This window comes from Kribbella sp. HUAS MG21 (assembly GCF_040254265.1).
GTDB lineage: Bacteria > Actinomycetota > Actinomycetes > Propionibacteriales > Kribbellaceae > Kribbella.
In genome coordinates this window covers 6,399,230-6,421,786 of the sequence record NZ_CP158165.1, presented here as the reverse complement: position 1 = coordinate 6,421,786, position 22,557 = coordinate 6,399,230, and the positions used below count along the sequence as shown (strand labels likewise).

Sequence of the window (22,557 nt, the reverse complement as noted above, 5' to 3'; positions counted from 1 at the left end):
CACAATCCCGCACGGCCGAAAGCCCTGTCAGGTCGGGACCCTTGCCCGCAGCGCCGGCCGGTCGCGTCCCGGCAAGCTGAGGGTGAGACCAGTGGAGGTAGTCATGAGCACAATGCGTCAGGAGATCGACCGGTGGGAGGCCGACCTCGCGAACATCGCCGAGACCAGCCTGGCCGACAACTGGTTCCTCGAGGAGCGCCGGCTGGCCGAAGCCCAGCACACGCTGGCCGCGTTCCGCGGCCGGATCCTGCCGCTGCTCACCGCCCAGCGGCCGTACGACGTCATCGTCGTCGACGAGGTCGAGCACCTGCTCGACGGCCTCGAGGACCTGCGGAACGACCTGTTCCGCACCGTCCATCCCGCCGATTCACACCTGAAGGTCGCGGAGACGGTCGCGGCGCTGCGCGCCCTCAGCCGGGTGGCCCTCCGCTTCGAGCGGACCTACGAAGACGCCTGATGAGCGTCCTCACCTTCCTCGGCGCGGCCGGTACGGTGACCGGCAGCAAGTTCCTCCTGGAACGCGGACGGCAACGCGTCCTGATCGACTGCGGGATGTTCCAGGGTGAGGCCCGGTGGCGGCGCCGCAACTGGGACCCGTTCCCGATCGACCCCGCGTCACTGGACGCCGTCGTCCTCACGCACGCGCACCTGGACCACTGCGGCTACCTGCCCAGCCTGGTCCGGCAAGGATTCCGCGGACCGGTGTTCTGTACTCCTGGTACGGCGGACGTGGCAGCGATCGTGCTCCGGGACGCCGCCCACCTCCAGATGGAGGACGCCCAGCACGCCCGCGCCGGTGGCTACTCCCGGCACGATCCTCCGCAACCGCTCTTCGACACCGAGGACGCCGAACAGGCGATCCGGCTCCTCCAACCGGCCGTCCGGGCGGAACTGGGCGGTACCAGGATCAGACTGCACCGCGCGGGACACATCCTGGGATCGGCCTTCGCCGAGCTCGAGTGCGACGGCCGCACGCTGCTCGTCAGCGGCGATCTCGGGAGGCAGCAGCATCCCCTGCTGCGCCCGCCCGAACCGCCGCCCGCCGTCGACACGATCCTGGTCGAGTCGACGTACGGCGATCGGCACCACCAGCCGCTGGACCACGCCCAGCTGGGCCGGCTGATCAGCGCCACCGCCGCCCGCAACGGTGTGGTCCTGATGCCGGCCTTCGCGATCGACCGTACGGCGGTCCTGCTCCACGAGCTCGCCGGCCTGATGCGCGACGGGCTGATCCCACACCTGCCGGTGTACGTGAACAGCCCGATGGCGCTGGCCGCCCTGAACGTCTACCGCGCGGCCGTCACGAACAAGTCACCCGAACTCCGTCCGGAGATCGTCGGTGGCCCGGACCCGTTCGACCCCGGCACGCTGCACCTCGTCCACACCGTCGAGGAGTCGATGCGGATCAGCGATCCCGGCCGCCCCTCGATCGTGATCTCGGCGTCCGGCATGGCGACCGGTGGCCGCGTCCTGTACCACCTGGCGCGACTGCTGCCGGGCAAGCGCAACACCGTGATCCTCCCCGGGTTCCAGGTCCCCGGCACTCGCGGGCGGGCACTGCTGGACGGTGCCCGCTCGGTCAAGATCCACGGACGGTACGTACCGGTCCGCGCACAGGTGGTCGGTCAGCCCGAGTTCTCCGCCCACGCCGACTCCGACGAACTCGTCAACTGGTTGTCGGCCGCACCCGCCGCACCCGAGACCGTGTACGTCGTCCACGGCGAGGACCACGCGCGCGCCGTCCTCGCCGATCGCATCCGCGACGAACTCGACTGGACGGCCGTCACGCCGAAGCACCTCGAACGCGTCCGGCTCTGATCACGGCTGGTCGCCGCGCAGATGGCGGGCGTACCAGTCGGGTTCGGGGGTTGCCGGCGTGAGACGCAGCCGGACGTCGACCGCGAAGGCGCCGGACGGTGCGGCCACGAGGGGGTTGATGTCCAGTTCGGCGAGCTCGGGCACGACACGGGCCAGCCAGGCGATCCGGTGAATGGTGCTCAGCACCGCGTCCTGGTCGGCGGCGCGCGCGCCGCGGTACCCGGCCAGCACCGGTGCACAACGGAGCGAGTGCAGCATGTCGAGCGCGTCGAGATCGGTCAGCGGCAGGCCGCGCCACTGCCGATCGGCGAGGACATCGGTCAGCACACCTCCACTGCCTGCCATCAGCAAGGGACCGAACAGCCGGTCCCGCACCACTCCGATCGCCAACTCGATCCCGCTCGGCGCCATCGCCTGAACCAGAACCCGTGGATCCCCGGCCGCGGACGTGACCGCCTCGTACGCCTGGCCGAGTTCGACGGCGTTGACGAGTCCGACGCGGACGCCGCCGATGTCGGTCTTGTGCAGTACCTCCGGCGCGGCGGTCTTCACCGCGACCGGGTAGCCGGCCGTCTCCGCCGCCGCGAGTGCTTCCGCGCGGGAAGAAGCCGTCGCCACCGGGATCACGGAGATCCCGGCGCGCCGTAGCAACTGGGCCGCTTGCCCCGGAGGCAGCCACCCGCCCTCCGGCGTCTCCTGGAAGAACCTCGCGACCACGGCGCGGGCACCCACCGCGTCGACCCGAGCGAGCGCCGGTACGACGCCCTGAGGGCGAGCGCGCCACTCGGCGTACCGGACCGCGTGGGCCAGCGCGCGGACCGCGCTCTCCGGGAACGGGAACACCGGCAGCCGCCGTCCGTCCGGCAGTTCGATCTCGGGCGCGGCGTGCCGCGAACCGACGCAGTTCACGACGATCGGCAACTCGGACGCCGTGCCGGCCGCGGCGATCGCGGCGTAGATCTCTTCGACCTTCCCGGCCCGCGTCGCCGCGTAGTTCACCACGACACTGTCGACCTCGCCACAGCCGGCCAGCACCCGCAAGGCCTGTTCCAAACTCGCCGGCGACGCCGCCGCGCCGAGGTCAACCGGGTTGCCCGTACCCACCGCACCGATGGCCGCGAGTTGCTCCTGCACGCCTGTGCTCAGTTCCGGCAGCTCCAGACCGCGCCCGCCCGCCGCGTCGGCCGCCAGGATGCCGGCGCCGCCGGCGTTGCCGACGACCGCCAACCTCCGGCCACGCGGCAGCGGCGGCACGGCGAGCACCCGCGCCGTCTCGACCAGCTCCTCCACACTGTCCATCCGGAGTACGCCGGACTGCGTGAACAGCGCGTCGACGGCGCTCTCCGGCGTCGCCGCGGCCGCAGTGTGCGAGACCCCGGCACGCCTGCCACCGGCCGACCGGCCGCCCTTCACGACCAGAATCGGCTTCGTGCGGCCGATCATCCGTGCCAGTCCGCCGAACTTCCGCGGGTTGCCGAACGATTCCAGGTACAACCCGATCACCGCGGTCCTCGGGTCGGCCCACCAGTGCAGCAGCACATCGTTGCCGCTGACATCGACCTTGTTGCCGAGCGAGACGAACTCGGAGATGCCGAGCCCGGTGCGCCCGGCGTGCTCGAGGACCGCGATGCCGACCGCGCCGGACTGCGCCGCGATGGCGAGCGTCCCGGGCGTCGGCGCGACCTCGGCGAACGTCGCGTTCAGGCGGACTTCCGGCGCGGTGTTCACCAGGCCGAGACAGTTCGGGCCGATCAGCCGGACACTGTGCCGGCGGGCGACCGCCAGGAGCTCCCGCTGCAGCTCACGACCGGCCGTCCCGAACTCCGAGAAGCCGGACGTGAGGACCACCGCACCGCCGACCCCGGACCTGCCGCTCTCCGTCAGCACGGTCAGCACCTGCTCCGCCGGCACCGCGATCACCGCGAGATCGACCGTGCACGGCACCGCGGAGATCGACGGGTACGCCGGTACGTCGGCGACCTGGCCGGCGTGTGGATTCACGGCGTACACCTGACCGGTGAAACCGCCGCGGACGATGTTGCGCAGCAGCTCGTGCCCGATGCCGCCGGGCTTCCGGCCGGCGCCGACCACGGCGACCGTCCGCGGCGCGAACAGCCGCTGCAGCGAGCGGTTCTCCGCCGCCCGCTCGCGATCGGCCATCTTCTCGAGTGTCTGCGGGTGGTACGCCGTGTCGAGCACGAGTTCGACCACGCCGCTGTCGAGCCTGCGGACCTGCTCGAACCCCGAGTCGGCCAGCACGCGCAGCATCTTGGCGTTCTCGCCGAGCGTGTCGGCCCGCAACCGTTCGATCCCGTGCTCCCGGGCCGTCGCGGCGAGCTGCTCCAGCAGCAGCGTTCCGATCCCCTTGCCGTGGACCGAGTCCTGCAGCAGGAACGCCATCTCGGCCTCACCCGCGCGCAGGACCTCGTAGCTGGCGATGCCGACCACATCGCCGCCGTACTCCGCGACCAGCGCGACGTGACCGTCGTGATCGGTTGTCAGGTGATGGGTGTACTCGTCGGCCATGTTCCTGCTGATACCGAAGAAGCGCAGGTAGAGCGACTCGTCGGAGACCCGCCGATTCATTGCCCGCAGCGCGGCTTCGTCGTCTCTCCGCACCGGGCGGATCCGCACCACGGACCCGTCCGACGCCAGCACGTCCCACCCCGCGTCGGGGCCGGTCCCGGCCGTGGTCCCCGGCTGTTCGATCGCCGTCATGGCAGCTCCCTCCGATACTCCCCCAGCCCACCGCAGCGTGGCTCGCCGAAGCCAGAGCCGTTGGGTCCCGGGCCGTCGGGACCTTCGCCTCTAGGACCTCGCCGGCCACGGCCGGGACGCTGGTGACCATGGATGCGATCGACCTGGCACGGTGGCAGTTCGGGATCACCACCGTCTACCACTTCCTGTTCGTGCCGATCACGATCGGCCTGTCCGCGCTGGTGGCAGGCCTGCACACCGCCTGGTACCGCACCGGGAAGGCGAAGTACCGGCAACTCACCCAGTTCTGGGGCAAGCTGTTCCTGATCAACTTCGCGATGGGCGTCGTCACAGGCATCGTGCAGGAGTTCCAGTTCGGGATGAACTGGAGCGCCTACTCGAAGTTCGTCGGCGACATCTTCGGCGCTCCGCTGGCGATCGAAGGCCTGCTCGCGTTCTTCCTGGAGTCCACCTTCCTCGGCCTCTGGATCTTCGGCTGGGACCGGCTCCCGAAGAAGGTGCACCTCGCGTCGATCTGGCTGGTTGCCATCGGCACCCAACTGTCGGCGTTCTTCATCCTGGCCGCGAACTCGTGGATGCAGTGGCCGGTCGGCTACACCTACGACCGGGCCAGCGGCCGGGCCGAGCTCCAGGACTTCGCCGCGGTGCTCACCAACAAGGTCGCACTGGCCACCTTCCCGCACACCATCGCCGCCTGCTTCCTGACCGGCGGCGCCTTCATGCTCGGCATCGCCCTGTGGCACGTGCTGCGCGGCGGGCCGGAACGGAAGGACCTCTTCCGTCCCGCAGTCAAACTCGGCGCCGTCACCGTACTGGTCGCCTCGGTCGCGGTGTTCGTCACCGGCGACATCCAGGGCAAGATCATGACCGAGACCCAGCCGATGAAGATGGCGGCGGCCGAGGCCCTGTACGAGACGTCCGAACCGGCCGGCTTCTCGCTGCTCACGATCGGCTCGCTGGACGGCCAGCGCGAGGTGTGGTCCGTGACCGTGCCGCACGGGCTGTCCTTCCTCGCCACCGGCTCCTGGAACGGCAAGGTCGAGGGAATCAACGACCTGCAGGCGGCGTACGAGCAGCGCTTCGGGCCGGGCAGTTACAAGCCGAACATCCCCGTCACGTACTGGACCTTCCGGTTGATGATCCTGTTCGGCGCGCTGTCCGCACTGATCGCGGTCGCGGCGCTGTGGTACATCCGCAGACCAGGACGATCGCCCTCCAAGTGGCTCGTGCGCTCCGCGATCGCGCTGCCCGTGCTGCCGCTGGCCGCGAACAGCTTCGGCTGGATCTTCACCGAGATGGGCCGGCAGCCATGGATCGTGTTCGGGCTGATGGAGACCAGGGACGGCGTCTCACCGACCGTCGGCGCGGGATCGGTGCTCACCTCGTTGATCACCTTCACCGTCCTGTACGGCGTACTCGCCGTCGTCGAGGTGCTGCTGCTGCTTCGCTTCGCCCGCACCGCACCGGCCCGGCCCGAACCCGAGACCGAAGATTCCGGCGAGCCTGACGCCGCCTTCCTGTACTGAGGAGATTCCCCGTGGAACTCACCGACATCTGGTTCCTGCTGATCGCGGTGCTGTGGACCGGGTACCTCGTGCTCGAGGGCTTCGACTTCGGCGTCGGCATGCTGCTGCCCGCAGTCGCCAAGGACCCCGTCGACCGCCAGGTCACGCTCCGCACCATCGGCCCGGTCTGGGACGGCAACGAAGTCTGGCTGCTGGTCGCGGGCGGCGCGACCTTCGCCGCCTTCCCGATCTGGTACGCCAGCCTCTTCTCCGGGTTCTACCTGGCACTGCTGCTGATCCTGGTGGCGCTGATCGTCCGTGGTCTCGCGCTGGAGTACCGGAACAAGCTGCAGGACGCGGCCTGGCACCGGCGCTGGGACCTCGCGATCGTGATCGGCAGCGCCGCGCCCGCGCTCCTCTGGGGTGTCGCGCTCGCCGACATCGTCCGCGGCGTACCGCTGAACGCCAACCACGACTTCACCGGCAACTTCTTCACCTTGCTGCACCCGTACGCCTTGCTCGGCGGGCTCACCACGCTCGTGCTCTTCGCCCTGCACGGCGCGATCTTCCTCGCCCTGAAGACGCACGGAGACGTCCGGGACCGTGCCCGCGTACTGGTCCTGCCACTGGGCGGAGCGACCGTGCTGCTGGCGGCCGCGTTCCTGACCTGGACGCAGGTGCACGACGGTTCCTGGATCACCTGGACGCTGGCGCTGCTGGCGGCGGTGTGCCTGCTCGGCGGGATACTCGCCTCGCGAGCCGGCCGCGACGGCCTCGGGTTCCTCGGTACGTCGGCCACGATCGTGCTCGCGGCGGCGACGCTGTTCGTCACGCTCTACCCGAACGTGCTGCCGTCCACGACGGATCCGGCCTTCAGCCTGACCACCGAGAACGCGGCGTCGACGCCGTACACGCTGAAGATCATGACCTGGGTGGCGGTGATCTTCACGCCGATCGTGCTCGCGTACCAGGGCTACACCTACTGGGTCTTCCGCCGCCGGCTCACCCGGGACGACATCGCTCAGGTCAAGGTGGCGTGATGCCCGCTGTCGATCGCCGACTGCTCCGGTACGCCCGCGGCACCAGGACCTTCCTGGTGCTGTCGGGTGTGATCGGGACCGCCCAGGCTGTGCTCATTGTCGTCCAGGCCTGGCTGCTCGCCGGGATCATCGCCGACGCGTTCCTCGGCGGGCTCGGTCTGGATCGGCTCCGGCTTCCGGTGGCCGCCTTGGCGGGCACCCTGCTCGGCCGGGCCGCGCTGTCCTGGATCGCGGAGGTCGTCGCCCAGCGATGCTCCGCCGCGGTCAAGTCGGAGCTCCGGGTGCGGTTCGTGGAGAAGATCGTCGCCCTGGGCCCGCGCTGGCTGACCGGCGAGCGCAGCGGTGAGCTCACCACGCTCGCGACCCGGGGGATCGATGCCCTCGACGACTACTTCTCCCGGTATCTGCCACAGCTCGTGCTGGTCGGCGTCGTACCGCTCGTGGTCGGTGCCCGGATGCTGGCCGCGGACTGGCTCAGCGCACTCATCGTCGTCGTGACGCTGCCGCTGATCCCGGTCTTCATGGTCCTCGTCGGGCTCACCACCAAGGCGGCCACCGCGCGCCACTGGGCAACCCTCCAGACGCTCGCCCACCACTTCCTCGACGTCCTCGCGGGTCTCGGGACGCTGAAGGTCTTCGGCCGTTCCCGGGCGCAGGTCGAGACGATCCGGCGGCTCGCCGACCGGCAACGCCGTACGACGCTCGCCACGCTGCGGATCGCCTTCCTGTCGTCCCTGGTGCTCGAACTCGTCGCGACCCTGTCCGTGGCACTCGTCGCCGTGTCGGTCGGCCTCCGGCTGGTCGAGGGACGGCTCTCACTGGAGACCGCGTTGCTGGTCCTGATCCTCGCGCCGGAGGCGTATCTGCCGCTCCGCCTGCTCGGTGCCCACTACCACGCGAGCGCGGAGGGCCTTGCCGCCGCGGATCAGCTGTTCACCGTCGTCGAACAGGCAACGCCCGAGCCCGGGCACGCGATCCCCGACCCGGCCGCCGCCATCGTCCTCCGCGGCGTCACCGTGGACAGCCGCGAGCCGGGCGAACCGGCGGTCGACGATCTCTCGCTCGTCATCCCACCGGGCCAGGTGACCGGCATCGTCGGCCCCAGCGGCGGCGGCAAGTCCACCCTGCTCGGCCTCATGCTCGGCACCGTCCGGCCCGACCGCGGACAAGTCCTTGCCGGCGGCACCGATCTCGCCGCGGCAGACCTTCGGCGCTGGCGTCGGGACCTCGCCTGGCTGGGCCAGGACCCGGTCCTGTTCGCCGGCAGTGTGGCGGACAACATCCGGCTCGGCTCCACGACCGCCGACGAGCTCGCCGTACGCCGGGCCGCCGCGACGGCGCGGGTCGACGTACCCCTGGATCTCGTGCTCGGTGAGCGTGGCGCCGGTGTCTCGGCAGGCCAGCGGCGGCGGATCGCGCTGGCCCGGGCGATCCTCCGCGACGCTCCGGTGCTGCTCCTCGACGAACCGACCGAGAGCGTCGATCCCGAGACCGAGCAGGCGCTCCTCGAGTCGCTCCCGGCCGCCTTCGCGGGGCGCACCGTCGTACTCGTCACGCATCGGCCGGCCCTGCTCGACCTGTGCGACCACATCGTCCACCTCGACCGTACGGCGGTGCCGGCATGAGCGCCGGCATGAGCGCCGGCATGAGCACGGTGCGCCGGCTCGTCGGCGTCGCCCGTCCGGAATTGAAGCGACTGATCGCCGCCGCGCTGCTCGGTGTCCTGGCGATGGCATGCTCGATCGGGCTCATGGCCACCTCGGCATGGCTGATCTCGCGGGCCGCCGAGCACCCGCCGGTGCTGTACCTGACCGTCGCGATCGTCGCCGTCCGTGCCTTCGGCATCGGACGTGGAGTACTGCGGTACGCCGAGCGGCTGGTCGGCCACGACGCCGCGTTCCGGGTGCTCGCCCGCACCAGGGTCCAGGCTTGGATCGACCTCGACCGCGCCGCACCAGCCGGTCTCGGCGGCACCCGCGCCGGCGACCTGCTCACGCGCGTCACCCGGGACGTCGACGCCATCCAGGACCTGCTCGTCCGGGGCCTGCTACCGATCGCGGTCAGCCTGATCACCGGCATCGCCACGGTCGTGCTGCTCACCGCACTGCTGCCGGCCGCCGGCGCCGTCCTGCTCATCGGGCTGGTCGTCGCGGGCATCGGCGCCCCGGCGGCCTCGCCGCTGCTGTCCGCGCGGGCCGAACGCCGGTTCACACCGGTCCGGGCGCAGCTCACCACCGATGTCCACGAACTGCTGACCGGCCTGGCGGACCTGACCGCGTACGGTGCTACCGATCAGCGACTACGGCAGATCCGGCACCAGGACGGCCACCTCACCGGAATCCTGCGCCGCTCAGCCTTCTCCACCGGCGTCGGCGCGGCCGTCACGAACGCGGCTCTGGCCTGCACCGTCATCGGCGAGATCCTGGTCGGCGTTCCCGCGGTCCGTGACGGACGACTCGCAGGCGTCGTACTCGCCGTCCTGGTCCTCACCCCCTTGGCCGCCTTCGAGCTCGTCACTCCGCTCCCGACCGCGGCCCGGCACCTGCTCCGTGGCCGGCAGGCCGCCGAGCGACTCCGCGCGCTGGCCGACCTGCCGAGCCCGTCGGTCGCCTGGCGCACCACAACCCATCAGCCGGCGACCGCCGGCACCTCCTCGGAGAAGTCCGCCCCAACGTTGTCCGCGCGCGGGCTCACCGTCCGCTGGCCGGGCGCCGCTGCCCCGGCGCTCACCGGCGTCGACCTCGACCTCCGTCCCGGGCGTCGCGTCGGGCTGATCGGACCGAGCGGCTCCGGCAAGAGCACGCTGGCGGCAGCACTGCTGGGCTTCCTCACACCTGAGGCCGGGCGCATCACGTTCGGCGGCGCCGATCTGTCCGCGTTCGACGAAGCGTCGTACCGCCGCCAGGTCGTGCTCTGCGGCCAGGACGACCACGTCTTCGACGCCACCGTCCGCGACAACCTCCTGATCGGCCGCCCGGACGCCACCGACGACGAACTGCTCGCCGTCCTCGACCGGGTCCGTCTCGGCGCCTGGGTACGACGGCAGCCCGACGGGCTCGGCACCACCGTCGGCGAACGCGGAACCCGCATCTCGGGCGGCGAACGGCAGCGTCTGGTGCTGGCCCGGGCGCTGCTGGCCGATCCCGCTGTACTCGTCCTCGACGAACCCACCGCCCACCTCGACGACTCGACGGCCGATGAGCTGATCCACGACATCGCCCACGCCACCGAGGGGCGCGCCACGCTCCTCATCACCCACCGCTATCGCGATCTCCAGGCGGTCGACGAGATCGTCGCCCTCCCGGAGGAGAACTCGCGCACGAACGCAGGACACTGGCGAAGGAGGCCGGCATGAATGAGAAGAAGATTGTCGTGGGCATCGACGGTCGCCCCGACTGTGAGAACGCGATCCGCTGGGGTGCGGCGGAGGCCGCCGCGCGGGGAGCCGAGCTGCACCTGGTGCACGCGTTCGTGTGGGCGGAGTTCCGGGTACCTCTCGGTCCGAGTGACCTCGCGCCGGGGCTGCGTGCCGCCGGCGATCAGATCGTCGCGGAGGCCGTCGAGCTGGCCCGTAAGGTCGAGCCCGGGATCACGGTGACGGGTAGCCGGGTCGACGGTTTCCCGGCCGCCGTGCTGCTCGCCGAGTCCCGGACCGCGGGCCTGGTCGTGATCGGCAGCCGCATGACGGGCCGGCTGCTCGGGCTGATCGTCAGCTCGGCGGGAACCGAACTGTCGGCGCACGCGCACTGCCCGGTCGTCGTCGTACGGCCCGGTGAGGACGCGCTCGCCGGAAGCCGGGTCGTGATCGGGTACGACGGCTCGCCGCAGGCGCGCGCCGCGGTCGAGTTCGGGCTCGGCTACGCCCACCGCCACAGCCTCCCGGCACGCATCGTCGCCGTCCTGGACGAGACCGAGGACGACGACCACGACCTGCTCGCCGCGATCCGCCCACACGCCCAGGAGGCCGAGATCGTCGAGGTCACCGGCCACCATTCGGAGCTGCTGCTCGAGTGGTCGTACGACGCACAGCTCCTGGTCGTGGGCGCGCGTGGCCGCGGCGGCTTCACCGGCCTGCTCCTCGGCTCAGTGAGCCAGACCATGCTGCACCAGGCTCCCTGCCCGGTCGCCGTCATCCCGCACGCAGCCCTCGAAGGCTAGCGGCGTTGCTGCCGCTTCTCGTGTTCGACGGCGAAGACGGCGGCTTCGGTGCGGCGCTCGAGGTTGAGCTTGCGGAGCAGGGAGGAGACGTAGTTCTTGACGGTCTTCTCGGCCAGGAACAGGGACTGCGCGATCTGGCGGTTCGTCTTGCCCGCCGCGATCTCGGCGAGGATGCGGCGTTCCTGCTCGGTCAGCGACGCGTACCGCGGATCCTCGGCCTCGGCAGGGTGCCGCAGGCGCTCGAGGACCTTGGCGGTCATGCTCGGGTCGAGCAGGGACTCGCCCGCGGCGAGGCGACGTACCGCGTCGATCAGCGCCTGACCGTTGATCTGTTTCAGCAGGTATCCGGCGGCGCCGGCCATGATCGCGGTGAACAGCGCCTCGTCGTCGGAGAACGACGTCAGCATCAGACACGCCGGCGGCTCGTCCATCGACGACCGCACCTCGCGGCACACGCTGATCCCGTCCCCGTCGGGCAGCCGCACGTCCAGTACCGCGACATCAGGCCGGACGGCGGGAATCCGCGCCACCGCCTCCGCGGCCGTCGACGCGTCACCGACCACCTCGATGTCCGGCTCCGCGTCGAGCAGTTGGTGCAGCCCCAGCCGCACCACCTCGTGGTCGTCGAGCAGGAACACCTTGATCGTCATCACATCTCCTTCAGCAACCCGCACACCCCGCTCCGGGGCCCGCTCCAGCATCCCGCTCCGTCCACGCTACTCGCCAGGGACCACGGTCCCGGGTTGCCCGGGACCTTTGGCGGCTCGCACCGGCCAGGACCGGGTACGCCGCCGCGTCGGTACGACGTGCCGTCCGGCCCCGGCACCGGTGACTTCGGACCCTGCCCCCGGCGCCGTCCGGCTGATTGGCTGGAACCACCGAACAGGAAGGGAGCCTCCGATGGACGTAGACACCAGCCGCAGCGCCCTCGGCACGCGGATCCGGGACCGTCGGCGCGCTCTGGGACTGACCGTAGCCGAAGTCGCCGTTCGCACCGGACTGAGCACGCGCCGCGTCGACCACATCGAGAGCCGGCCGTTCGCGCTGACCGGCGCCGAACTGGTGCGGCTGGCCCATGCCCTCGACACGACCGTCACGGACCTGACGAGAGCCGACCCGCCGAAGACCGCCCGGCGCACACCGATGGCGCCCACGCTCGACCCGATGCGCAAGGAGGAGTGCCGCCGGCTGATCGAGGCCGGGGACGTCGGGCGGATCGCGTACAGCGCCGTCGACGGACTGGTGGTGATCCCGATCAACTACTGCACCCTCGGCGAACTGATCGTGTTCCGGACCGCCGCCGACAGTGCGGTCGCGCAGTTCGACCTGGCGCCGATCGCTTTCGAACTGGACGCCTTCGACGAGGGCATGCACGACGGCTGGAGCGTGCTGGTCAACGGCACGGTCCGTCCCGCCACCGACCTCGAAGTCGAATCCGTCGACAACCGCGTCGAGCCCTGGGCCGGCGGCACCCGCGACACCTACATGGCCATCGACCCCCACCGCATCACCGGCCGCCGCATCCGCTCCTGGTGAGCACCCGGGCCGCGCTCTCCCGCCGGACCGCGACCGAAAGCGTCCGCTCCCCCGCAGTAGCGTGGGGAGCGGACGTCGTTTCAGGGACCAACCACCGAAAGTCGACCCTCAGAGGTCGAGTTCGTGTTCGCGGAGGCGGGCGCGGGCTTCGTCGAACTCCTCATGGGTCAGGTCCCCGGCGGCGTAGCGGCGTTCGAGGATGTCCAGGGGCGACGGGAGCCGGCGAGGCGGCTGCCGGCGGGACCGGCCGAGCACCAGGACCGCCGCCCAGGCCGCGCCGCCGATCAGGAGCACCCACAGGACCAGTACCAGCACCCACCAGAACATCGCATCACCCATCGAGTGCATCATCGTCGCTCAGCTCCCTTCCGTTCCTCGCGCGCTGTGGCTCAGGCGACCTTCGCGGCGCCGGTCGCCTTCCGGCCGAGCTCCTCGCCCCAGCGACGCGCGCGCTCGAGCTCGTCGTCCCGGAGCGGTCCGGTCGTGTCGTCGACGAAGAAGCTCCCCGAATCGCTCAGCCGGTAGCCCATCCGTCGCAACAGCTTCGCGGCGGACCGCGCAGCCGACCCGGGCAGCATCCGCACCTTCACCCGGGTGTCGAACGTCGCGACCTGGACCCGCTTCGGCCCGGCGGTCGCCTTCAGGGCCGCCAGCCACTCGCGGATGCCGAGCTCCACAGGGGTCACCAACTCGCCCTGTTTCCCGGCTTCCTGCCGCGTCGACGGCCGGCTCATCGAGAACGCGTGCGTCGGTCCACCGACCACCAGCAACCGGACGTCGTCAGGTACGACGTCCAGTGCCTGGTCGACCGGCACCAGCTCCGTCTTCAGGTAGCTCCGCAACCCGTCCCCGATCGCCTGCGCGATCCGCTCGGTGTTGCCGAACATCGACTCGTACACGATCAGTGCACGATCCTTCTCGGACATGCTCCACCTCCACATCAGTGCGTCGGTACGGCGGACTTCACACGTCCCGCCGTACGCCCGGTCCCGGTCACGTGATGCGGCACGATCGCGACCGGGCAGGTCATCGCGGCGACCGAGCGCCGGGCGACCGGATCGATCGGCAACGGACCGCCGTGCGACCCGACGACCACCAGACCGACCTCGGCGCTCTCGTGCACCAGCGCCGCGGCCGGCGGCCGGCTGCTCAGGAACCGGGTCACCTTGACGGTCGGGAACCGGCTGGTCCACGGATCCAGCGACTCGGACAGCAGGTAGTCCGCGCGACTGATCCACGAGCACTCCGGGTCCTCGTCGGCGAACGGCCGCTCGGCCGGCAAGCCGGCGTGCACGACGACCAGCACGCCCTCGCGCCCGGCGGCCTGCCCGAACGCGAACTCCAGCGCCTCGCTCGACAACGGCGTACCGTCGATGCCGACGGCAACCTTCCGGTCGAGCAGCGACGGGCGCCAGGACAGCGGTACGACGACCACCGGGCAACCGGCACGCGCCGCCAGCGTCAGATCGGCCTGGGTGTGCACCAAGCGCTGCGGTCCCCGCTTGGGCGACCTGGCCACCACCAGCATCCGCGCGTTCCGGGCCGCGTGCGCGAGCACCCGGAGCCGGGAGCCCTCCTCGGCGACCGCGAGCAGCTCGGTCGCGTACCCGTCACGGTGCCGCACGTGCGCGACCGCCGTCCGCAAGGCCGCGTCCGCGAGTTCGGCCGGGGTCTTCGGCGCGTAGCCGGGGGTCGCAGGCGCGGACGGGCTGTGCGCGGAGTACGACGCGACCAGCACCAGCTCAGCGCCCACTCGCAATGCCTCGGCGGACGCGTAGTCGATCACCCGTAGGTTCTCCGCGCTGCCGTCCACCTCGACCACGACGGGGCCGGTGCGATTCCAGGAACTCATCTTTCTCACCTCACGTTGCAGCAGGTACGACGGCCAGGGGGCAGGCGGCGTGATGCAGTACGCCTCGGGTCACCGAGCTCAACAGCAGGGACGCCAGCCGGGAATGGTGCCGCCTGCCGACGACCAGCAGCTGCGCGTCCGACTCCTCCGCGGCGGTCACCACGCCGTCGACCACGTGGCCGCGGCGCACCTCCACCTGGAAGGTCAGGTCCGGGTACCTCGCGCGCCATTCGGCGGCGACGTTCTCGAAGTGCCGCTCGGCGTTCTCGGCCCACTCACCGCTGAGACCTGCGACGTTCATCGCGTCCCAGCTGTAGATGGCCGGCAGGTCCCAGACGTGCACGATCCGAACCGGCAGACCTCGCTCGGCCGCACAGGCGGTCGCGAACTCCAGCACGGCGGAGTGGTCGTCCTCGTCGTCCAACGCGACGACTACCGGACCGGCGTGATCCGACGGCTTCCAACCATCCGGGACGACCACCACCGGAACCGTCGCATTGGACACCACCGCTTCCGACGTGGACCCGATCAGCAGCCGCCGGAACGTTCCCATACCCCGGCGACCGACGACCAGCATCCGGCTACCCGCTGCCGCGTCGGCCAGCGTGCGGGCCGGTGGCCCGACCAGCATCGCGGCGCGGTGGTCGAGTGCCCCCACACCGTCCAGGTAGTTCTGGACGTCGTTGACGAGCGTCTTCGAGGCGGCGTCGACGGTCTCCGGCTCCCAGGGGGTAACATCGTGAAGGCGGTCGTCGATGACGTGCACCACCTGGAGGGGCTCCTGGCGCCGCCGCGACTCCTGCAGAGCCCACTCCAGGGCACCGGTGTCCCGCCACGAACCGTCGACCCCCACATGGATGACCGGTTTCACGGCACTCACCGCAGCCACGGGTACTTGCGAACGAAGTCGGTACCGCTCCACCACTTGCCGAAACCCCACACATTGCCAGCGGCAACCAGCGCGAGCACGACCAGCGTCACGGCCCCGAGGATGTGGTCGTCCAGCACCGGGTTGTTCTCCGGCGGCAGCGCCGCCGACCACATCAACAGGTACAGCAGGCTGCCGGCCACAGCTGCGATCCGCATCCCGACACCGAAGGTCAACGCGAAACCGATCCCGGCCAGACCGACCATGAACAGCGGGCTCACCCACCAGTCGCCCACCATCGAGTGGTAGAAGTCGCCCATCGGGCCACTCGCACCCTTCAGGAACCCAGCCGTCACATCGCCCCCGTCGACCCAGCCCCGGCCGGACTTCGTCGCGTAACCGAGACCGAACAACTTGTCGAAGAAGGCCCACAAGAACGTCAGGCCGAACGCGATCCGCAGCACCGCGAGCGCGCGACCGGCCGCCGTGGAGATGATCGGATGCGTGTCAGGCTCCACCGCCGGAGCGGGGAGATCGCGCCGGTGCGGCGTGGTGGTCATGGTGTCGTCCCTTCCTTGATTTCCGACACTTCGATCGTCCGATCTCCGGCCGGCATCGAGCAGAGTCGTTGTCACCTCACCTGCACGAGTCGAAGGGCCCGTCGAACCCGGGACGTATGCCGTTGTCCGCCACCCCCACGGCGAGCGGATGCTGGAAGCGAGAAGCCGGCCGAGCTCTCTTCGACGAACAGGAGGTCATCTCATGACGACGACACAGCCTGCCCCGATCGTGATCGGGTACGACGGCTCACCGGGCAGCGTGTCCGCCCTGCACTGGGCGGCTGACGCCGCCGACCGCGCCCTGGCCCCGCTCCGGATCGTCGAGGCCTTCGAGGTCGTCATCGTCACCCGCCCGTCGCCGGGTCACGTCGTACCGCTCGAAGCGGTGCGGACCGCACGCCAGGCGACTCTGGAGAAGCTGGCCGCGAGCATCCGTGACGAGCATCCTGGCCTCGAGGTGCAGACCAGCCTCGTCGGTGGACCTGCTGCGGGCACCCTGCTCGACGCCGCCCAGGACGCCCGCCTCGTCGTACTCGGCTCCCGCGGTCACGGCGGGTGGAGCGGACTGCTGGTCGGATCGGTCGCGGTCCAGGTGACGACGCACGCCGAATGCCCGGTCGTGGTGATCCCGCACGACCTGCGGCGGCACGCACAGGAAGGGCCGACGGTCGTCGTCGGGGTCGACGGCTCCAAGGCATCGGCGAACGCCGTCGACTTCGCCTTCGGCCAGGCCGACGCGCTGCAGGCCAAGGTCGTGGCACTGCACGCGTGGACCAGCCCGTTCCTCACCTACGCCGACGGCGCCTCGATGCTGCAGTTCGACGAGGACAAGATCCGCGAGGAATCCCGGCTGCTGGTCGCCGAGTCCGTGGCCGGCGCGGCAGCCGACCACCCCGATGTGGAATGGACGACCGAACTGGTCACCGGCTCCGCCGCGCAGGCGCTCGTACGCCGAGCCGAGTCCGCCGACCTGGTCGTCGTCGGCTCCCGCGGCCGCGGCGGCTTCACCGGCCTCCTGCTCGGCTCCGTCAGCCAGAGTGTCCTGCACCACGCCCACTGCCCGATCGCCATCGTCCGTTAGCGCGAAAGAAGCCCGCGGTCCACGGCGCCTCGCCGTGGACCGCGGGCGTTCGTGCTCAGAACCCCTGGTCGCCGAAGAGCGCGACCTTGAGCGCACCGGTGGTGGCCGGTGCCGAGAACACGTCGTACGCGTCCTGCATCTCGTCGAGGCCGAAGCGGTGGGTGATCAGCCCCGGCAGCTGCAGGCGGCCCGCCGCCAGCATCGACAGCAGCCGCGGCGTCGAGAACGTGTCGACCAGCCCCGTCGTGATCGTGACGTTCTTGATCCACAGGTCCTCGAGGTGCAGCGTCGCCGGCGCGCCGTGCACACCGACGTTCGCGACCGTGCCACCCGGGCGGACGACCCGCGTGCAGAGCTCGAACGTCGCCGGGATGCCGACCGCTTCGATCGCCACGTCGGCGCCCAGTCCGCCGGTCAGCTCCCGGACCTTCGCCTCGACGTCCTCGTCCGGGCCGAGCGCCAGATCGGCGCCGCGTTCGAGCGCGGCTTTGCGCCGCGAGTCGGCGGCATCGACGACCACGATGCGCGACGGTGTGAACAGCTTGCTGGTGGCGAGCGCCGCCAGGCCGATCGGTCCGGCGCCGACGATCACCACGGTGTCGCCCGGCGCGACCTGGCCGTTCAGTACGCCGACCTCGTAGGACGTCGGGAGGATGTCGGCCAGCAGCACGGCCTCCTCGTTGCTGACGTTGTCCGGCAGCTTGTAGACCGACCGGTCGGCGAACGGGACCCGGACCTGCTCGGCCTGGGTACCGTCGATCAAGTGGCCCAGGATCCAGCCGCCGCCACCGAGGCACTGACCGTAGTGACCCTCCCGGCAGTACTCGCAGCGGCCGCAGGCGGTGATGCACGAGATCAGGACCCGGTCGCCGACCGCCACGCCCCGGACGCCGGCACCGACGGCCGTGATCGTGCCGACCGCCTCGTGACCGAGGATCCGGCCCGGCTCGACGGTCGGTACGTCACCTTTCAGGATGTGCAGGTCGGTGCCGCAGATCGTCACCGCGTCCACCCGCACGATCGCGTCCTCAGGGTCCTGGATCACCGGGTCCGGCACCTCACGCCAGCTCCGCTGCCCCGGACCGTTGTAGACCAACGCCTTCATCACAACCTCCTCGAACGAGCCTTGTCACTCTCGACACTCGTCCACCCGGTCGTCGCTCACACCGGCCGAACAGCCCGCTGAGCCGGGACCTTCGGTCCTGCCGAAGCCGCCGTGGCCCGCCTTCACTGGAAGTGCCGGAGGAGGTGCCATGACCAACGAACTGCCCATGCTCGTCGGAATCGACGGATCTCGCGACGGTCTGATCGCGTTGAGCTGGGCCGCCGCGTACGCCGAGCTGTACCACGCACCACTCCATGTCGTGCATGTCCTGGACGACAGCCGCGACGACGTCGGCAGGCCACCGGCCGACGGGGTCGACGACGGCAGCGAGGTGCTGGACGACGCGCTGGTGGAGCTCGGCCGCCGCGACTTCCGCGACGCGACCCTCGACGTCCGGCACGGACATCCGGCCCAGGTGCTCCTCGACCTCTCCGCGAGCTCCCAGGCGCTGGTCGTCGGCCGGCGCGGCCTGGGCGGCTTCGCCGAACTGGTCCTCGGCTCGACGTCCCAGGTGTGCACGGCGCTGGCCGTGAACGTCCCCCTCATCGTGGTCCCCGACACCTGGGATCCGGCCGCGCCCGCCTGGAAGCGGATCGTCGTCGGTGTCGACGGCTCGCTCGAGGGGCAGGACGCGTTGCGCTTCGGCTTCGAACTGGCGCAGGCGACCGGCGCGGAGATTCTCTGCGTGCACGCGATCGAGCGCGGGGGAACCGCGCCCGACCCTCGCAGCTGGTTCCACCCGGCCCAGCCGCCCCCGATCGACTCGGCCGACGAGCTGCTCTCGCAGACCCTCGGCGGCTGGACGGCGAAGTACCCCGACGTCAGCGTCCACAGTCGCGGCGTCGCCGACCCCCCGGTCCTCGTCCTGGCCCGCGAGTCCCAGGCCGCCGACCTCGTGGTGGTCGGCGGCGTCGGCCGCACGGCGTTCTCCGAACTGCGCCTCGGCTCCGTCGCGCGAAGTCTGCTCTTCCACTCGCACTGCCCGGTCGCCGTCATCCACCGCGCCGAGTCCTGACATGGATCAGGTGATCCGGACCCGCAACCTGACCAAGCGGTTCGGTCGCCGAACCGCGCTCGACCGACTGAGTCTCGACGTACCGCGCGGTGTCGTGTTCGGGTACGTCGGCCCGGACGGCGCCGGCAAGACGACCACCGTCCGGCTGCTGGCCGGACTCGCCCGCCCGTCGGCAGGCTCCGCGATGGTGTTCGGCTTCGACGCCGCCGACCGGTACGAAGCGGTACAGCGCCGGATCGGTTACCTGCCGGGCGACTTCGCCGCCTACCCCGACCTGACCGGCGCGCAGTACCTCGACTACTTCGCGCACCTCTACGGAGGTGTCGAGAGGTCCCGCGGCGAGCTGCTGGCACAGCGGTTCCGCCTGGACCTCCGCGTCCGGATCGGAACGCTGTCGCGCGGGAACCGGCAGCAGCTCGGCATCGTGCAGGCGTTCCTGCACGACCCCGAGCTGCTGATCCTCGACGAGCCGGTCACCGGCCTGGACGACCCGGCGCGAGACGAGTTCCGTCAACTGCTGCGGGAGACACGGGACGCCGGCCGAACCGTCTTCCTCACCTCGCACTCACCGTCCGAGGTCGAGGCAGTCGCCGACACCATCGCGTTCCTGCGCGCCGGCCGGTTGCTCGACGCCGCTGGGGACCAGGAGCGAACACCATGTTCCGTACCGTCTACCTGAAGTCGCTGTACGACGCCCGCCGTGGTCTGCTCGGCTGGTCGGCGGCGATCGTCGCGCTGGTCCTGGTCGAGTGCGCGCTGTGGCCGGCGGTCCGCGACCTGCGCGGGCCGAACACCGGCGCCGGCTTCCTCAACCACCAGTTGTTCACTCTCGTGCTCCCCGCGCTGTTCGTGGCCTACGGCGTCGGGCACGGCGCCCGCACGCTCGCGGGCGAGGCGGAGCGAGGCACGCTCGAACTGTTGTTCGCGACCCCTGTCTCCGGAGCCCGCATCGTCTGCGAGAAGGCGCTCGCACTGGCGTCCTCGGTCGCGGTGCTCGGACTCGCGGTGTTCGCCGCCACCACTGCCGGCAGCGAGATCTTCGCCCTCGGGATCACCGCGGCCGACGCGGCGGGCGGTGCCCTGGCGACAACCCTGCTCGGCCTCGAGTACGGCGTCCTCGCGCTGGCCGTCGGCGCGCTCACCGGCCGCCGCTCGGCCGCTGTCGGCGTTGCCGCTGCCGCAGCGACCGCGGCCTACCTCGTCCACATCGCGGGCGATGCCGTTCCACGGCTCGCATCGTGGCAGCCCTACTCCCCTGTCCATCAGGCCATCGGCAACGGACCGCTCGGAGCCGGCCTCCAGCTCAGCTACCTCTGGCTGCTCGCCGGCGCTGCCGGTCTCCTCATCGTTGCCCTTCCGGCCCTCGACGGCCGCGACATCTCGACCAGCAGGTGACGCGATGACCGACCGCCGCCGCCTCGCCGCCGCCGTTCCGCTCGGCATCCTGCTCGCGCTGCACGCGGCGTTCCTTGCCGCCAGCAACCTCATCCCGCTCCGGCCGATGACGGCCGCGACATTGATCCTCTCCGGCGCGATCACCCTCCTGCTCGCGGACGACCGCGACCCACCGCGCGTCGCCTGGCTCACCCCGGTCTTCGCCCTGCCGGCAACGGTCTGCTCGGTCCTCGCCCTGGTGCTGCGGGCCGAGCTGCTGTTGTCGGTCGCGGTCGCGAGCATGCTCACCCTCTGGATCGTTCAGCTGTCCAGGCTTCTCGGGCGGAGACGCGACAGGGCGGGTGAGCTGCTGCATCAGCTCACCCGCCGGTCGGTCGGTCAGTAGAAGATGGCGCCCGGGGCCCGGGACAGGTCGTCGACGACCCAGGTCAACTTGTTGCGTACGGCCACGACTCCGTCGACGCCGGTTGTGAGGTGTTCGGCGAAGGCGGCGGTACTGTGCTTCTCCACCTGGCCTGACAGTGTGACCACGCCCTCCAGTACGGACACTTCCACTGCCCGCGGGTCGTCCCACAGGTGGCGATCGATGACGTCACGCCGTACCCGTGCGACCGTCTCCTGATCCGTCGCGAGGTAAGCGCTGAGGAGATCCGAACGGGTCACGACACCGACGAGCTTGTCGCCGTCGGTCACCACCAGACGGGTCAGCCCACGAGCAGCCATCAACCGCGCCGCCTCGTCCAGCGTGCATCCGCCTTCGACGGTCACTGCCGGACTGGTCATCAACTGGCCGGCGGTCAACGCCTCGGCTTTCGCCTGGTGCCTGCGACGCGACCAGCGCGGCCGGTGGACCCGCTGGAACTCCTCCTTGCGCAGCAGATCCGTTTCGGACACGACACCGGCCACCCCGCCGTACACGTCGCGGACCGGCACCGCACTGATGTGATGCTCGGCCAGGATCGCGGCGACCGCCTTGAACGGGGTGTCCTCCGCGACCGTGACGACGTCCTTCGTCATCACGTCGGAAACCGTCAGGTAGTGCCGCATCATGACTCCTTCGGCCGGCGGACGATCGCCACCGGCGAGTCCGCGTGGTGCAACAGACTCTGACTGACGGACCCCAGCAGCAGGCCCGTCACGCCGCCGCGGCCGCGGGAGCCGACGACGACCAGTGAGGCGTCCGCCGACATCTTGTTCAGCTGCGCACTGGCCCGGCCCGCCAGGACCGCGGCACGCGCCAGCACCGTCGGGAACTTCCGGCGGTACGGCTCGAGGCTCTCCGCCAGCCAGTTCTTCAGCAGCGCCTCGGTGCTCCCGATCGATGCCGCGTGTTCTGCCTGCGGTTGCCAGCAGTACACCACCCGGAGCGGCTCTCCGGTCCGCGCGGCCTCCTCGAACGCGAACGCCACCGCGTCCTCGGAGTCCGGCGACCCGTCGGTCCCCACGACGATCGTCCCGGCCCGGCGTTCACCCCGAACCACGACCACCGGGCAGGGCGCCTTCGCGGCCAGAGCCGTCGCCACCGACCCGAGGAACGCGGCCGCCATCTTGTTCGGCGACCGGCTGCCGACCACGACCATCTCGGCGCCGTCGGCCTCGATCAGCAGCGCCCGCGCCGGGTCCTCGTCCGCGAGCCACCCGGACGCGCCGTCGTACCCGAGCCGGTCCCGCGCGTACTGCACCGCCTCGTCCAGCTCATGCTGCAGCGTGCCCAGTGGCATCGGCGGCGGTACGTAGCCGGCCATACTGACCGCCGGCCAGCGCTTGAGATCGGCGAGGTAGGCCCGCACGACCCGGACCGGCAGCTCGCGCTGCTCGGCCGCGTCCACGGCCCACCGCAGCGCGATCTGCGCCTCGGGCGTGTCGTCCACACCCACGAGGATGTACTTCTTCATCACTACCGTTC

23 protein-coding genes are annotated in these 22,557 nt (G+C 70.8%); 13 read left to right on the top strand and 10 right to left on the bottom strand.

Annotation, left to right across the window (positions count from 1 at the left end; all coding sequences use genetic code 11):
* The first annotated feature begins 103 nt into the window (after positions 1 to 103).
* A complete protein-coding gene (locus ABN611_RS31065; RefSeq protein ID WP_350275825.1) occupies positions 104 to 457 on the top strand; it encodes a hypothetical protein in 354 nt (117 codons plus the stop codon).
* A complete protein-coding gene (locus tag ABN611_RS31060) occupies positions 457 to 1,818 on the top strand; it encodes an MBL fold metallo-hydrolase (protein ID WP_350275824.1) in 1,362 nt (453 codons plus the stop codon). Before ABN611_RS31065 ends, ABN611_RS31060 begins: the two co-directional genes overlap by 1 nt.
* Here the strand turns inward: ABN611_RS31060 and ABN611_RS31055 are convergent, their stop codons facing one another.
* Positions 1,819 to 4,536 (bottom strand): GNAT family N-acetyltransferase, encoded by a 2,718-nt coding sequence (locus ABN611_RS31055; RefSeq protein ID WP_350275823.1) that lies wholly within the window; start codon positions 4,534 to 4,536, stop codon positions 1,819 to 1,821. It abuts the gene before it with no gap.
* A gap of 128 nt (positions 4,537 to 4,664) precedes the next feature.
* Between ABN611_RS31055 and ABN611_RS31050 the strand changes: the two genes are divergently transcribed.
* From ABN611_RS31050 to ABN611_RS31030, 5 genes are read left to right on the top strand one after another with little or no spacing between them, the layout of a single operon-like run.
* Positions 4,665 to 6,062, top strand: coding sequence for a cytochrome ubiquinol oxidase subunit I (locus tag ABN611_RS31050; protein ID WP_350275822.1), 1,398 nt, complete (start codon positions 4,665 to 4,667; stop codon positions 6,060 to 6,062).
* A gap of 11 nt (positions 6,063 to 6,073) precedes the next feature.
* Positions 6,074 to 7,081: a cytochrome d ubiquinol oxidase subunit II gene (gene cydB, locus ABN611_RS31045; RefSeq protein ID WP_350275821.1), complete on the top strand. Its 1,008-nt coding sequence runs from the start codon at positions 6,074 to 6,076 to the stop codon at positions 7,079 to 7,081.
* Positions 7,081 to 8,706, top strand: coding sequence for a thiol reductant ABC exporter subunit CydD (gene cydD / locus ABN611_RS31040; protein WP_350275820.1), 1,626 nt, complete (start codon positions 7,081 to 7,083; stop codon positions 8,704 to 8,706). Before cydB ends, cydD begins: the two co-directional genes overlap by 1 nt.
* Positions 8,703 to 10,436 carry a thiol reductant ABC exporter subunit CydC gene (cydC, locus tag ABN611_RS31035; protein ID WP_350275819.1) on the top strand — a complete coding sequence of 578 codons (1,734 nt, stop codon included), beginning with the start codon at positions 8,703 to 8,705 and terminating at the stop codon, positions 10,434 to 10,436. The genes cydD and cydC overlap by 4 nt, the downstream gene beginning before the upstream one ends.
* A complete protein-coding gene (locus ABN611_RS31030) occupies positions 10,433 to 11,239 on the top strand; it encodes a universal stress protein (RefSeq protein WP_350275818.1) in 807 nt (268 codons plus the stop codon). Before cydC ends, ABN611_RS31030 begins: the two co-directional genes overlap by 4 nt.
* On the opposite strand, the gene ABN611_RS31025 is transcribed toward ABN611_RS31030, so the two are convergent.
* Positions 11,236 to 11,889, bottom strand: a complete 654-nt coding sequence (locus ABN611_RS31025; protein ID WP_350275817.1) for a response regulator transcription factor — start codon at positions 11,887 to 11,889, stop codon at positions 11,236 to 11,238. The genes ABN611_RS31030 and ABN611_RS31025 overlap by 4 nt on opposite strands.
* Before the next feature lie 250 nt (positions 11,890 to 12,139).
* On the opposite strand from ABN611_RS31025, the gene ABN611_RS31020 reads away from it, so the two are divergent.
* Entirely contained in the window at positions 12,140 to 12,775 is a 636-nt protein-coding gene (locus ABN611_RS31020; RefSeq protein ID WP_350275816.1) for a pyridoxamine 5'-phosphate oxidase family protein, read from the top strand.
* A gap of 108 nt (positions 12,776 to 12,883) precedes the next feature.
* Here ABN611_RS31020 and ABN611_RS31015 read toward each other — a convergent pair whose 3' ends face one another.
* Genes ABN611_RS31015 through ABN611_RS30995 form a run of 5 tightly spaced genes read right to left on the bottom strand, consistent with a single transcriptional unit; the run spans position 12,884 to position 16,055 of the window.
* Positions 12,884 to 13,114, bottom strand: coding sequence for an SHOCT domain-containing protein (locus ABN611_RS31015; protein ID WP_350275815.1), 231 nt, complete (start codon positions 13,112 to 13,114; stop codon positions 12,884 to 12,886).
* A gap of 50 nt (positions 13,115 to 13,164) precedes the next feature.
* Positions 13,165 to 13,701, bottom strand: a complete 537-nt coding sequence (locus tag ABN611_RS31010) for a flavodoxin domain-containing protein (protein ID WP_350275814.1) — start codon at positions 13,699 to 13,701, stop codon at positions 13,165 to 13,167.
* A 14-nt stretch (positions 13,702 to 13,715) separates the two neighbouring features.
* Positions 13,716 to 14,627, bottom strand: a complete 912-nt coding sequence (locus ABN611_RS31005) for a universal stress protein (protein WP_350275813.1) — start codon at positions 14,625 to 14,627, stop codon at positions 13,716 to 13,718.
* 10 nt (positions 14,628 to 14,637) lie between these two features.
* Entirely contained in the window at positions 14,638 to 15,498 is an 861-nt protein-coding gene (locus ABN611_RS31000; RefSeq protein WP_350275812.1) for a universal stress protein, read from the bottom strand.
* Between the two features lie 5 nt (positions 15,499 to 15,503).
* A complete protein-coding gene (locus ABN611_RS30995; protein WP_350275811.1) occupies positions 15,504 to 16,055 on the bottom strand; it encodes a hypothetical protein in 552 nt (183 codons plus the stop codon).
* A gap of 202 nt (positions 16,056 to 16,257) precedes the next feature.
* Here ABN611_RS30995 and ABN611_RS30990 point away from each other — a divergent pair, with 202 nt between their 5' ends.
* Positions 16,258 to 17,136, top strand: coding sequence for a universal stress protein (locus ABN611_RS30990; protein WP_350275810.1), 879 nt, complete (start codon positions 16,258 to 16,260; stop codon positions 17,134 to 17,136).
* A 55-nt stretch (positions 17,137 to 17,191) separates the two neighbouring features.
* On the opposite strand, the gene ABN611_RS30985 is transcribed toward ABN611_RS30990, so the two are convergent.
* Positions 17,192 to 18,241, bottom strand: a complete 1,050-nt coding sequence (locus ABN611_RS30985; RefSeq protein ID WP_350275809.1) for a zinc-dependent alcohol dehydrogenase family protein — start codon at positions 18,239 to 18,241, stop codon at positions 17,192 to 17,194.
* A gap of 148 nt (positions 18,242 to 18,389) precedes the next feature.
* Between ABN611_RS30985 and ABN611_RS30980 the strand changes: the two genes are divergently transcribed.
* From ABN611_RS30980 to ABN611_RS30965, 4 genes are read left to right on the top strand one after another with little or no spacing between them, the layout of a single operon-like run.
* Positions 18,390 to 19,256, top strand: a complete 867-nt coding sequence (locus tag ABN611_RS30980) for a universal stress protein (protein ID WP_350275808.1) — start codon at positions 18,390 to 18,392, stop codon at positions 19,254 to 19,256.
* Between the two features lies 1 nt (position 19,257).
* Positions 19,258 to 19,935, top strand: a complete 678-nt coding sequence (locus ABN611_RS30975) for an ABC transporter ATP-binding protein (protein ID WP_350275807.1) — start codon at positions 19,258 to 19,260, stop codon at positions 19,933 to 19,935.
* A complete protein-coding gene (locus ABN611_RS30970; protein WP_350275806.1) occupies positions 19,914 to 20,651 on the top strand; it encodes an ABC transporter permease subunit in 738 nt (245 codons plus the stop codon). The genes ABN611_RS30975 and ABN611_RS30970 overlap by 22 nt, the downstream gene beginning before the upstream one ends.
* 4 nt (positions 20,652 to 20,655) lie before the next feature.
* Positions 20,656 to 21,036 (top strand): hypothetical protein, encoded by a 381-nt coding sequence (locus tag ABN611_RS30965; protein ID WP_350275805.1) that lies wholly within the window; start codon positions 20,656 to 20,658, stop codon positions 21,034 to 21,036.
* On the opposite strand, the gene ABN611_RS30960 is transcribed toward ABN611_RS30965, so the two are convergent.
* Positions 21,030 to 21,698 carry a CBS domain-containing protein gene (locus tag ABN611_RS30960; RefSeq protein WP_350275804.1) on the bottom strand — a complete coding sequence of 223 codons (669 nt, stop codon included), beginning with the start codon at positions 21,696 to 21,698 and terminating at the stop codon, positions 21,030 to 21,032. The genes ABN611_RS30965 and ABN611_RS30960 overlap by 7 nt on opposite strands.
* Positions 21,698 to 22,546: a universal stress protein gene (locus ABN611_RS30955; protein WP_350275803.1), complete on the bottom strand. Its 849-nt coding sequence runs from the start codon at positions 22,544 to 22,546 to the stop codon at positions 21,698 to 21,700. Before ABN611_RS30955 ends, ABN611_RS30960 begins: the two co-directional genes overlap by 1 nt.
* Positions 22,547 to 22,557 lie beyond the last annotated feature (11 nt).

What these genes read in the sequence shown, in the direction of transcription:
- ABN611_RS30960 (WP_350275804.1), bottom strand. Translation starts at nt 21,698, where the DNA reads ATGCGGCACTACCTGACGGTTTCCGACGTGATGACGAAGGACGTCGTC.
- ABN611_RS30990 (WP_350275810.1), top strand. Translation starts at nt 16,258, where the DNA reads ATGACGACGACACAGCCTGCCCCGATCGTGATCGGGTACGACGGCTCA.
- ABN611_RS31015 (WP_350275815.1), bottom strand. Translation starts at nt 13,114, where the DNA reads ATGGGTGATGCGATGTTCTGGTGGGTGCTGGTACTGGTCCTGTGGGTG.
- ABN611_RS30980 (WP_350275808.1), top strand. Translation starts at nt 18,390, where the DNA reads ATGACCAACGAACTGCCCATGCTCGTCGGAATCGACGGATCTCGCGAC.
- cydD (WP_350275820.1), top strand. Translation starts at nt 7,081, where the DNA reads ATGCCCGCTGTCGATCGCCGACTGCTCCGGTACGCCCGCGGCACCAGG.
- ABN611_RS30995 (WP_350275811.1), bottom strand. Translation starts at nt 16,055, where the DNA reads ATGACCACCACGCCGCACCGGCGCGATCTCCCCGCTCCGGCGGTGGAG.
- ABN611_RS30955 (WP_350275803.1), bottom strand. Translation starts at nt 22,546, where the DNA reads ATGAAGAAGTACATCCTCGTGGGTGTGGACGACACGCCCGAGGCGCAG.
- ABN611_RS31060 (WP_350275824.1), top strand. Translation starts at nt 457, where the DNA reads ATGAGCGTCCTCACCTTCCTCGGCGCGGCCGGTACGGTGACCGGCAGC.
- ABN611_RS31050 (WP_350275822.1), top strand. Translation starts at nt 4,665, where the DNA reads ATGGATGCGATCGACCTGGCACGGTGGCAGTTCGGGATCACCACCGTC.
- ABN611_RS31065 (WP_350275825.1), top strand. Translation starts at nt 104, where the DNA reads ATGAGCACAATGCGTCAGGAGATCGACCGGTGGGAGGCCGACCTCGCG.
- ABN611_RS31005 (WP_350275813.1), bottom strand. Translation starts at nt 14,627, where the DNA reads ATGAGTTCCTGGAATCGCACCGGCCCCGTCGTGGTCGAGGTGGACGGC.
- ABN611_RS31020 (WP_350275816.1), top strand. Translation starts at nt 12,140, where the DNA reads ATGGACGTAGACACCAGCCGCAGCGCCCTCGGCACGCGGATCCGGGAC.
- ABN611_RS31030 (WP_350275818.1), top strand. Translation starts at nt 10,433, where the DNA reads ATGAATGAGAAGAAGATTGTCGTGGGCATCGACGGTCGCCCCGACTGT.
- ABN611_RS30965 (WP_350275805.1), top strand. Translation starts at nt 20,656, where the DNA reads ATGACCGACCGCCGCCGCCTCGCCGCCGCCGTTCCGCTCGGCATCCTG.
- ABN611_RS30970 (WP_350275806.1), top strand. Translation starts at nt 19,914, where the DNA reads ATGTTCCGTACCGTCTACCTGAAGTCGCTGTACGACGCCCGCCGTGGT.
- ABN611_RS31010 (WP_350275814.1), bottom strand. Translation starts at nt 13,701, where the DNA reads ATGTCCGAGAAGGATCGTGCACTGATCGTGTACGAGTCGATGTTCGGC.
- cydC (WP_350275819.1), top strand. Translation starts at nt 8,703, where the DNA reads ATGAGCGCCGGCATGAGCGCCGGCATGAGCACGGTGCGCCGGCTCGTC.
- ABN611_RS31025 (WP_350275817.1), bottom strand. Translation starts at nt 11,889, where the DNA reads ATGACGATCAAGGTGTTCCTGCTCGACGACCACGAGGTGGTGCGGCTG.
- ABN611_RS30975 (WP_350275807.1), top strand. Translation starts at nt 19,258, where the DNA reads ATGGATCAGGTGATCCGGACCCGCAACCTGACCAAGCGGTTCGGTCGC.
- ABN611_RS30985 (WP_350275809.1), bottom strand. Translation starts at nt 18,241, where the DNA reads ATGAAGGCGTTGGTCTACAACGGTCCGGGGCAGCGGAGCTGGCGTGAG.
- ABN611_RS31055 (WP_350275823.1), bottom strand. Translation starts at nt 4,536, where the DNA reads ATGACGGCGATCGAACAGCCGGGGACCACGGCCGGGACCGGCCCCGAC.